The sequence below is a fragment of the Kitasatospora sp. NPDC101155 genome, from assembly GCF_044768305.1.
Taxonomy (GTDB): domain Bacteria; phylum Actinomycetota; class Actinomycetes; order Streptomycetales; family Streptomycetaceae; genus Kitasatospora.
In genome coordinates, this window is sequence record NZ_JBIWPN010000111.1 from 1 (window position 1) to 8,354 (window position 8,354).

General features: G+C 68.1%; 9 protein-coding genes and 2 pseudogenes. 8 read left to right on the top strand and 3 right to left on the bottom strand.

What is annotated here, in order from left to right; translation table 11 throughout:
• Positions 1-187, bottom strand: a pseudogene (locus tag ACIRYZ_RS45875) (IS110 family transposase); the annotation flags it as partial.
• A gap of 140 nt (positions 188-327) precedes the next feature.
• Between ACIRYZ_RS45875 and ACIRYZ_RS45880 the strand changes: the two are divergent.
• Genes ACIRYZ_RS45880 through ACIRYZ_RS45900 form a run of 5 tightly spaced genes read left to right on the top strand, consistent with a single transcriptional unit; the run spans position 328 to position 3,376 of the window.
• The gene (locus ACIRYZ_RS45880; protein WP_402955518.1) at positions 328-1,422 is read left to right on the top strand and encodes a hypothetical protein; all 1,095 of its coding nucleotides are present in this window, start codon (positions 328-330) and stop codon (positions 1,420-1,422) included.
• Between the two features lie 23 nt (positions 1,423-1,445).
• Positions 1,446-2,435, top strand: coding sequence for a radical SAM protein (locus tag ACIRYZ_RS45885; protein WP_402955521.1), 990 nt, complete (start codon positions 1,446-1,448; stop codon positions 2,433-2,435).
• On the top strand, positions 2,428-2,652 hold the full coding sequence (locus tag ACIRYZ_RS45890; RefSeq protein ID WP_402955524.1) for a hypothetical protein: 225 nt from the start codon (positions 2,428-2,430) through the stop codon (positions 2,650-2,652). Before ACIRYZ_RS45885 ends, ACIRYZ_RS45890 begins: the two co-directional genes overlap by 8 nt.
• 14 nt (positions 2,653-2,666) lie before the next feature.
• Positions 2,667-2,903 carry a hypothetical protein gene (locus ACIRYZ_RS45895; protein ID WP_402955527.1) on the top strand — a complete coding sequence of 79 codons (237 nt, stop codon included), beginning with the start codon at positions 2,667-2,669 and terminating at the stop codon, positions 2,901-2,903.
• Positions 2,904-2,935: 32 nt separating this feature from the next.
• On the top strand, positions 2,936-3,376 hold the full coding sequence (locus ACIRYZ_RS45900) for an NUDIX domain-containing protein (RefSeq protein WP_402955530.1): 441 nt from the start codon (positions 2,936-2,938) through the stop codon (positions 3,374-3,376).
• Here the strand turns inward: ACIRYZ_RS45900 and ACIRYZ_RS45905 are convergent.
• Both ACIRYZ_RS45905 and ACIRYZ_RS45910 read right to left on the bottom strand, forming a co-directional pair.
• Positions 3,350-3,691 (bottom strand): hypothetical protein, encoded by a 342-nt coding sequence (locus ACIRYZ_RS45905; RefSeq protein WP_402955533.1) that lies wholly within the window; start codon positions 3,689-3,691, stop codon positions 3,350-3,352. The two genes, ACIRYZ_RS45900 and ACIRYZ_RS45905, sit on opposite strands and share 27 nt — an antisense overlap.
• Before the next feature lie 610 nt (positions 3,692-4,301).
• Positions 4,302-4,667, bottom strand: coding sequence for a hypothetical protein (locus tag ACIRYZ_RS45910; RefSeq protein ID WP_402955542.1), 366 nt, complete (start codon positions 4,665-4,667; stop codon positions 4,302-4,304).
• A gap of 90 nt (positions 4,668-4,757) precedes the next feature.
• Here ACIRYZ_RS45910 and ACIRYZ_RS45915 point away from each other — a divergent pair.
• The 3 genes and pseudogenes from ACIRYZ_RS45915 to ACIRYZ_RS45925 all read left to right on the top strand — a co-directional run.
• Positions 4,758-5,327, top strand: a pseudogene (locus tag ACIRYZ_RS45915) (phosphotransferase); the annotation flags it as partial.
• A 316-nt stretch (positions 5,328-5,643) separates the two neighbouring features.
• Positions 5,644-6,102, top strand: a complete 459-nt coding sequence (locus tag ACIRYZ_RS45920; protein ID WP_402955536.1) for an NUDIX domain-containing protein — start codon at positions 5,644-5,646, stop codon at positions 6,100-6,102.
• A 217-nt stretch (positions 6,103-6,319) separates the two neighbouring features.
• On the top strand, positions 6,320-7,924 hold the full coding sequence (locus ACIRYZ_RS45925; RefSeq protein WP_402955539.1) for an IS1182 family transposase: 1,605 nt from the start codon (positions 6,320-6,322) through the stop codon (positions 7,922-7,924).
• The last annotated feature ends 430 nt before the right edge of the window (positions 7,925-8,354 follow it).

Below are 8,354 nucleotides of genomic sequence, written 5' to 3' on the forward strand. Positions count from 1 at the left end.
CGGCGGTGTGCTGGCGTTCGGCTGCGTCGAGTGCGGCCGTGGCCAGGGCTTCGGCGCCGCGGACCTTGCGGTTGCGAAGCCAGGTTTCCAGCCTCAACGCCCTGGTTGGGGCGTGCCTCGCCGCCGGAACCACCTCCCTGACGAAGTCCCGCATCCGCCCGGAGAGCATCGTGTCCGCCGCACTCACCGACGCCTACCGAACCCTCGACGCACCCTCGGCCCGCCTCTACGAGGTCGCTGGCGCGATGCCGAGCGCCGACACGAGGATCGACCCAGCGATGACCGGAGCAGCTGCCAGCCTCGACCCGACGGCCGTCCAGCTCGCCCTTGAACAGCTCAGCAAGGCGCGTCTGGTGTCCGCCAACGTCCCAGGGGCAGTGGGGCTTCGTCTCGTCCGGTGCGCGCGCTCACGCCGCTGACCTCGCCGCCGGGGATAAGACCGAGACCGTCCGGCGGGGACTGGACTGGCTGCTCGCCGAAACCATCACGGCGTCCCGCCTCACCGAGCCATATCGCGAGCCGCTCGCCCTGCCGCTGGCCTACCCGCCGCCCCACCACCTCGGGATCGCCACCGTCGACCAAGCGCTCGACTTCCTCGCCGTCCGAGGCCCCCACCTCGGCGCCGCGCTGGACGCCGCCGAAAAGCACCACCCGGCGGTCGTGCCCACCCTCGTCTTCGCCGCCTGGCCCTGGTACCGGCGCACCCGGCACTATTCGGAATGGCTCCACCACCACACCCGGGCGATCGACATCCTCAGCAACCCGAGCACCGACGTGGAGCGCCGCCTGTACCGTGAGTTGCACGGCTCCCGGGCCGTCGCTCTCCGAGAAACCGGCCACATCTACGACGCGATCGCAGACTGCAACCTGGCCCTGGCCATGGCCCGAGGGACCGACGATCGGCCGGGAACGGCCCAGCACTTCTACGACCTGGGCGCGACCTACCGCCTGGCCGGCGCCCACGGCTACCTCACCCGGGCGCAGCGGCTGTGGATCTCGCTCGACCGCCGCCGGGGCGCGGCCCTCGCCCACATGGAACTGGCACTCACCGACGCCGACCTCGGCGAGGACAGTGCCGCCCTCCTCGACCGGCTGTCGATCGCCGAGCGGGACCTCGCAGCGACAGGCGACTACCTCAACTCGGCGAAGGCCCTGGCGTGGAGGGGCAGGGCCCTCGCCTGCGACGGCCGGCTCGTGGAAGCCCGGCCGACCCTCGCCGACGCTCTGGACGCCTTCCGCGCACAGGACTCCCGGATCTGGGAGGCCTGCGTCCTGTCCTGGCTAGCCGACATCGACGCGGCGTGCGGACGCACCGGGGACGCAATCGCGCTCCTCCGGCACTCTGCCGCCCTCTACGAGCACCACAGCCCCCAAGACCACGCCCGGGTCACCGAGGCCCTGCGTGCGCTCCACTCCCGCTAACCGTCCATCAGGAGGACAGCACGATGACTCTGCTCGGCATGCCGACCGTCCCCCCGCAGCTCACCCGCGACATGGGCAACGGCCTGACCTTCACCTCCGGCCACCACTTCGCCCTGGCCCCGGCGCTTGAGGTCGACCTGTTCCTGGAGCGGCTGTTCGGCCCGCTGTCGGTCATCGCTCAGATCACCAAGCGCTGCAACTTCGACTGCAACATGTGCTCCGAGACGAAGATGCTGCCGGACCCGACCCTCCAGGAGCTGGAGCGGATGCGGGACAACCTCGCGGGCGTCCCGAGGATCTTCCTCTCCGGCGGCGAGCCGCTGCTGCGCCGGGACTTCGGCGACATCGTCGACATGTTCGCCGACGCCGGCCACGTCCTGGCCGTGCCGACGAACGCGACCAAGGGCCTCCAGCACGCCAAGCGGATGGCCGGGAAGGTAGCGTTCGCGAACATTGGCCTGGAAGGGCCGAGGGCGACGACCAACCGGGTGCGCGGCGACTACGACGAGGTGATGCGCGGCGTCCGGGCTCCCCAGGAGGCCGGCATCCCGCTGTCCCTGTCCACTGTGGTCTTCCGCTCGACCCTGGACACCTTGCAGTTCACGTGCCAGATCGGCAACGTCCTCGACGTCGGCAAGGTCAAGTTCATCCTGCCCCTGAGGAAGGGTAACGCGCTCGACCTGGACGAGAACGAGTTCATCTCCGAGGACGAAGCCGCCCGTGCCTTCGACCGGCTCCTCGACCTCCGCTCCGTCCACGACTGGCGTCCAGCCCTGCGGATGACGACGTGGACGCCGGAGAACGAGGGCCACATGATCGTGGTCGAGCCGAACGGCCTGACCAACGCCTGGCCCGTCTACGACGCCCCGGACCTCTTCGAACCGCTCGGCAACCTCCTGGACGAGCCCGTCAGCGAGATCTGGAAGCGGTACCGCTTCAAGCGCAACCACGTCATGAAGTACCTCGGGCGCTCCATCCGTACGGCGAGCCGGGAGGTGAAGGCGGGTGCGTGAGTACAGCAACCTCGCATGGCCTGGCACCCCGTACGGGGCCAGCCGGCGACCGTTCCCCCGGCAGAGGCAGCTGCTGACCGGCTTCGCCGTGCAGTGGGCGGACGACGGCGAGAACGCCGTCCCGCTCGCCGCCGCCGCGGTGTTCATGGCCGTCCACCGCACCGCCATAACCGTCCTGGCCCGGTCAACTCGCAGGTCATCCACGCGATGGAGGTAGCCTGCCGGGCCTGGATGCCAACCGCCTACGACGCCGTGGTCTACTGCCGGGACCACTACAACCAGCGGTCCGGCGGCGACCGTTACCGAGGGAAGGTCCTCGACCTCCGGGACAAGCTCGACCAGACCCTCTACGAGGTGTGCGCCGACTCGGGCGTCAAGCTCATCGAGCTGCCGACCGAGCTGGACACCCCCTCTCGTGTCCGGTGGATCGCCGAGCGCGTTACCGAATTGGGCCTCCTCCTGTCCTGATCCGTCTCCCGGGGCCCCGAAAGGAGCCTCCGATGACCGACCAGGTGACCGTCCTCGACGCGATGGTGATCCTCGAACGCGAGGACGGCCGAATCCTCCTCATCGAGCGAGCGAACACCGGCTACGCAGACGGCCTGCTCAACCTCCCCTCCGGCAAGGTCGAGCGGGGCGAGAGCGTCAAGGAAGCCGCCGTCCGCGAGGCCTTCGAAGAAGTAGGCGTCAAGATCGACGCGGTAGACCTGCGCCCCGTCCACGTCGTCCACCACCGCAATCCCGAGGGCAACGCCCGCGTCGGCTGGTTCTTCGCCACCACCCGTTGGGAGGGCAAGCCCTACAACGCCGAGCCGGCCAAGTGCGCAGGCCTCACCTGGGCCGACCCGGACCACCTGCCCGACAACACCGTCCCCTACAACGCCCACGGCATCGCGCAGTACCGCCGGGGCATCTCACTCTCGCTCCACGGCTGGTCGTAGCCGGCCCGCCGCCTGATCCGGTCCTGGAGACCCTGTGAACTCCGCCGTCGCCCCCTCCCTCGTTTCGCTGTACGACCAGATCGGGGCGAGCAGCGCCCACAGCATCGCCCGCACCACGGCGAGCGGTACGGCCGGGATCCCCAGGATCCCGGACATCAGCGCGGCCGGGTCCAGGCCGTGCTCGGTGACCGACACCACCGCAGCCGGCCGCAGCGGTTTCAGGACCTGCTCGGCGAACGAACGGGCCGCCGACTCGTCCCGGTAATCGAAACTGAAGAGCTCGTCGACGTCGTCCCGTAGAATCCCCGGTCTCAACGATCCGGGCTGCTGGACGAATACGATCTCAGAACTCAGTGACTGGGCGACGCGCGCGATGTTTCCGGACCCGCCGACAACGACGAGACTCACGGTTCCCCGCCCCCGAATGGCTGTCGCATATGAGTGATCAAGTCCTGGCCACTATCACCACGGCGGCCGACGCATGTCAATCCGCTACTTCCGGTTCCACTCGCTCTCCAGGGGGTTACCGGGCGCCATGTTGGATTTCTCCACTATGCGGCGTTCGTATCAGACTGGGACGTCAGGTCAGCCAGTGTCCGATTCCGCTCCGTTCGCCCGGGGGTCCGATCGACGTAACCTACTCTCCTCGAGTGTCGCCTGAACTGCTAACTTCCATTCCGGCAACGAGTCGTGATCTTCACTCAAGAGCAGATCGAGTCCGATATACGTTGATCGCTGTTCGCATGGTTGATACCGTGCAGTCACGTGCTGCCGGTCGGGGCGACCCGCCGAGCGCACCGAGTCGGGCAATCTGAACGCACCTGATCCTCCGATAGGAGTTGCCGGGCAGCGGCCCGGTGGAATCCAACGGGGGGATTTTTTCATGACTGGCAAAGTCATTGGCATGCTGCGCTCCGATCTAGCTTCAGGGAAGTTCTCGGAACTGCGGTCCCGATACCGGGACAAGACGGTTCTGGAGAAATTCTCCAGCGGTCGCAGTAAGGTCTTCGAGGGAATCTCGGAGGCTGCGGAGAACTGGCCAGCCATTGTTCTCGGAACAGGCCGGGAGACGCACTTCTCCGTCATCGCCGAGGCCGGTGGATATGTCGTCGACGTGCAACGTTCGGTGTCTCCAGACGACCGACCGGCACGGCAGATCCACACCCTGCACGTAGTCGACGGTCTGATCGAGCACCATGTCGTCCATCCCGCCCGCCCCAGGGAGCCGACTGCCCTCCCGGACGGTGCCGTCCGGTCTATACTCGCCGGCCCGATAAGCGAGTTCCAGCATGACGGACTGTCCGGTGCGTCACTGTTCCAGGCGTGGCTGGCCAACGGCGAGCCCGTCGTGGTCAAGTACGTCCGGCCGGCTCAGGACTGGATGGCAAGGGCGACCCACGACCCCGGACGCGAGGCGATCCTCTTCGACGAAGGGGTGCTGGCCACACTTCCACCACCGCTCTCCAGCCCCGCGACAGAGCAGGTGCCGGACGGCTGGCTCGTCGTGATGCGGGACGTCGGCGAACACTCCAGCCGATTCCGGTTGGCTGATCCGGAAACGGTCGGCGAGACGGCGCTCGCCGCCGTCCATGCCCTGCACACCAAGTTCACCGGTGTCCGCGCGAGCAAGGCGCTCTGCTCCGTGACGGATCGGCTGCGGCTCTTCTCCCCGCTGCGTTCGCTCCTGGAGCTCAGGGGCAGTGACACCCTCCCGAAGACGCTCACTCGCAGCTGGGAGACCTTCGCGGAGCTCGCCGACCCCTCCGTTTCGGCCGCCGTGCCGGAACTCGCCCTCGATCCCACCGGACTCCTCCAGGCACTCGACCGAGCCGTGCCGAGCACGCTCTTGCATGGTGACTACCGCCCGGCCAACGTCGGCCTGGGCGAGCACGAAGTCGTCGCACTCGACTGGGGCCTGGCCTGCCACGGCCCAGCCGTACTCGACTTCGTCTGGTACCTGTCGACCGCGGCCCGGGACGGCGACGCCGAGCGGGAACGGCTGGAAACCGTGTGGGCGCAACTCACCGGAGACAGCCCGTCCAGCCAGGCCATGGACCTCGCCGTCATCTTCCACGCCGTCATGGGCGAGGTCGCCTTCCTGGTGGCCGAGGCCCACCACCAGCCCCCCCGGATTCCCCAGGCCGTCGGACGAGACCGCGGCTTGGTGGCTGCGCCGGCTCCACCACGCCTTCGAGCGCGTGGGAGATCTGAGTCGGCCTCACTGAACGGACAGGCGTACGTCGTCTGCAATACGAGGAACGGATCCCATGAAGATTCAGCGCGGTGTCTACCTGATCATGGTCCGGGACCGGAAGGTCCTGGCCCTGCGGCGGCTGGAGGACGAGGATCCGCTCTTCAAGGGCGTCCTCGACTACCCGGGCGGACGCATGCACGCGGAAGAGGAACCCCTCGACGCAGCCCGACGCGAAGGCCTGGAGGAGACCGGCCTGCAGGTGGAGCGGGTCGAGTTCCTCCGCGAGTGGGTGCACCTCTGGGACGACGGCTCCTCCTTCCACGTCACCACCTTCATCGGCTGGGATCCCGTCGGTGACGTGACGTTGAGCGACGAGCACTCGGAACACCACTGGCTCGCCCCTGTGGAGGTCCTCGACCAGGAGATCGCCGAGCACCAGCGCGAGTCGGAGATCTTCCGCTCCTGGCTCGACGGCTTCCAGGAGGACACCCGTCTCGTCGAGCGCAGGATCGCCGCCGGCGACGCCGGCTGAGCAGCACCCCCAAACCGAACCAACCATCAGCTTGACTCTGTCGGTGATCTTGAGGGTCCACGGCTGAGTAGCGTGATCAGTGGGCAGGCTCGCGGCTGTGGTGCAGGTCGACCCAGTGGCGAGGCGTGAATTGTCCGTTCGTTCCCGTTTCGGTGAGCAGGTTCCCGCTCTGACTGTGCAGGTCGCACGGTCGAGCAATCCGAAGGGGACGACGGCGATGTGGGTGCGGGATCGGCTGGACGGGCTGTGGCACGACGAAGACTTCGCCGGCTGGTATCCGCGCGATGGCCGTCCCGGTCTCTCGCCGGCCCAGTTGGCCACCGTGTGCGTGCTGCAGTTCCTGCTCGGCCTGTCGGACCGTCAGGCGGCGCAGGCGGTCCGCTGCCGCATCGACTTCAAATACGCCCTGGCCATGGAGCTGGACGATCCCGGCTTCCACCACAGCGTGCTCACCGACTTCCGCGAGCGCCTCACCCATGACGACCGCGCCGACCGCCTCCTGGATCTGGCGCTGGCCCGCTTGAAGGAGGCCGGACTCATAAGCGAGCGCACCACGCAGCGCACCGACTCCACCCACGTACTGGCCGCAGTGCGCGACCTGACCCGGCTGGAACTGATCACCGAGTCGGTCCGTGCCGCGCTGGAGGAAGTGGCCCGCACGGCTGGGCATCTGCTGGTCGACCTGGTCGACGAGGACTGGGGGCGTCGCTGCGGCCGTCCGGTGCGTCGGGGCAAGAACCCCACCCGACCCAAGACCAGGATCCTCGCCGCAGGAGACGACGCCCATCGACTTCTGGAGCACCTCCACCAGCACGGGCCGGGATACCGGCCCGGCCCGCAGATCGAGGCCCTGCGGCAGATCGTCGTGCAGAACTACTACCGCGACACGGCAGGCCGCCTGCGCTGGCGCACCGCTGATGACGGCGGGCTGCCGCCCTCCTCATCGGCGATCGTCTCTCCCTACGACACCACGGCACGCTACGTCCGTCACGGCCACATCATCCGCTGGAAGGGGTTCGCCGCCCATCTCACCGAGACGTGCGCCGCTGGCAGCGTCAACGTGATCACGGACGTGGCTACCACCTCGGCCGCCACCAACGACGCCCAGGACCTGCCCGGCATCCACCGCCGCCTGGCGCGTCGCGGACTGCTGCCCGCCGAGCACCTGGTCGACAGCGGCTACACCTCCCTGGCCCACCTGGAGCGAGCCGCCCGCGAACACCAGGTCACCGTCAGCGGGCCACTCCCGGGCAACCCCACCAGCCAGCACCGCCGGAACGAGGGCTTCGACCGGGACGACTTCCACATCGACTTCGACCGCCGACAAGTCACCTGCCCCCGCGGCCAGGTCAGCCGGGGCTGGCACGGCCCCTACCCGACCTCCTCACCCACCGCGGCACCCTTGATCGTGGCGCGGTTCACCGAGAGCCAGTGTCAGCCGTGTCCGGACCGCCCCCAGTGCACCAAGGCCCGCGCCCGGAACGTGGGCTTTCCCCCACGAGAACTCCGCGACCTGCAAGTCCGCGTCCGCGCCGAGCAGCAGACGCCCCACTGGAAGGCCCGCTACGCGATCCGCTCCGGAGTGGAAGGCACCATCAACGAGTTCGCCCACGGTCACGGCATGCGCCACTGCCGCTACCGAGGACAGCCCAAAGCCCACCTGCAACACGTCCTCACGGCCATCGCCGTGAACATCGAACGACTCAGCAGCCGACCGGCAACCGAGGAAACCTCCACGCCGAGACCGCCAACCGCCTTCCAGACCTTCCTGGACCAGCAGCGGATCCCCCGATCGAAGTCCTGGCGCACCCTCGGCAGCTGACCGCGCCCATCAAGAGTGCCCGCAGACGCTGCTGGTCGAGCATGCGGATCGCCCCGTCGCGGGCAGCATGCCGCGCTCCCCGTTCCGCTGGGGCCGACGTGCAAGAGGAAGGCCTGAAACGATTCAGCCTTTCGAGCGATCCTCAGCCCGGGAGAGGTTAACGCCGCATAGTTCGTGCGGGTAGCTCTGGATGCGACATGCGCTGAATTCGATGACTATTTGTGGCAGAGGATGCCTGGTCTTCTCCGCGCTGCTGCCAGCCGTGACGGTAGAGGCCGCACCCGCACTGTCGGCACCGCCCTGGTCGGCGTCGACGACGACCGGGACAGCCGAAGGTGAACCGCCCCGGGTTCGATAGAGATCTCAGGTTGTGGCTGTGACCAGCGGTTTCGTGGTCGACAGGTAGTAGTTTGCCTCGTACTCAACGGGT

Excerpts from the sequence above, each read along its gene's own strand:
- ACIRYZ_RS45885 (WP_402955521.1), top strand. The coding sequence starts at position 1,446 with ATGACTCTGCTCGGCATGCCGACCGTCCCCCCGCAGCTCACCCGCGAC.
- ACIRYZ_RS45895 (WP_402955527.1), top strand. The coding sequence starts at position 2,667 with ATGCCAACCGCCTACGACGCCGTGGTCTACTGCCGGGACCACTACAAC.
- ACIRYZ_RS45900 (WP_402955530.1), top strand. The coding sequence starts at position 2,936 with ATGACCGACCAGGTGACCGTCCTCGACGCGATGGTGATCCTCGAACGC.
- ACIRYZ_RS45910 (WP_402955542.1), bottom strand. The coding sequence starts at position 4,667 with ATGCTGGAACTCGCTTATCGGGCCGGCGAGTATAGACCGGACGGCACC.
- ACIRYZ_RS45920 (WP_402955536.1), top strand. The coding sequence starts at position 5,644 with ATGAAGATTCAGCGCGGTGTCTACCTGATCATGGTCCGGGACCGGAAG.
- ACIRYZ_RS45925 (WP_402955539.1), top strand. The coding sequence starts at position 6,320 with ATGTGGGTGCGGGATCGGCTGGACGGGCTGTGGCACGACGAAGACTTC.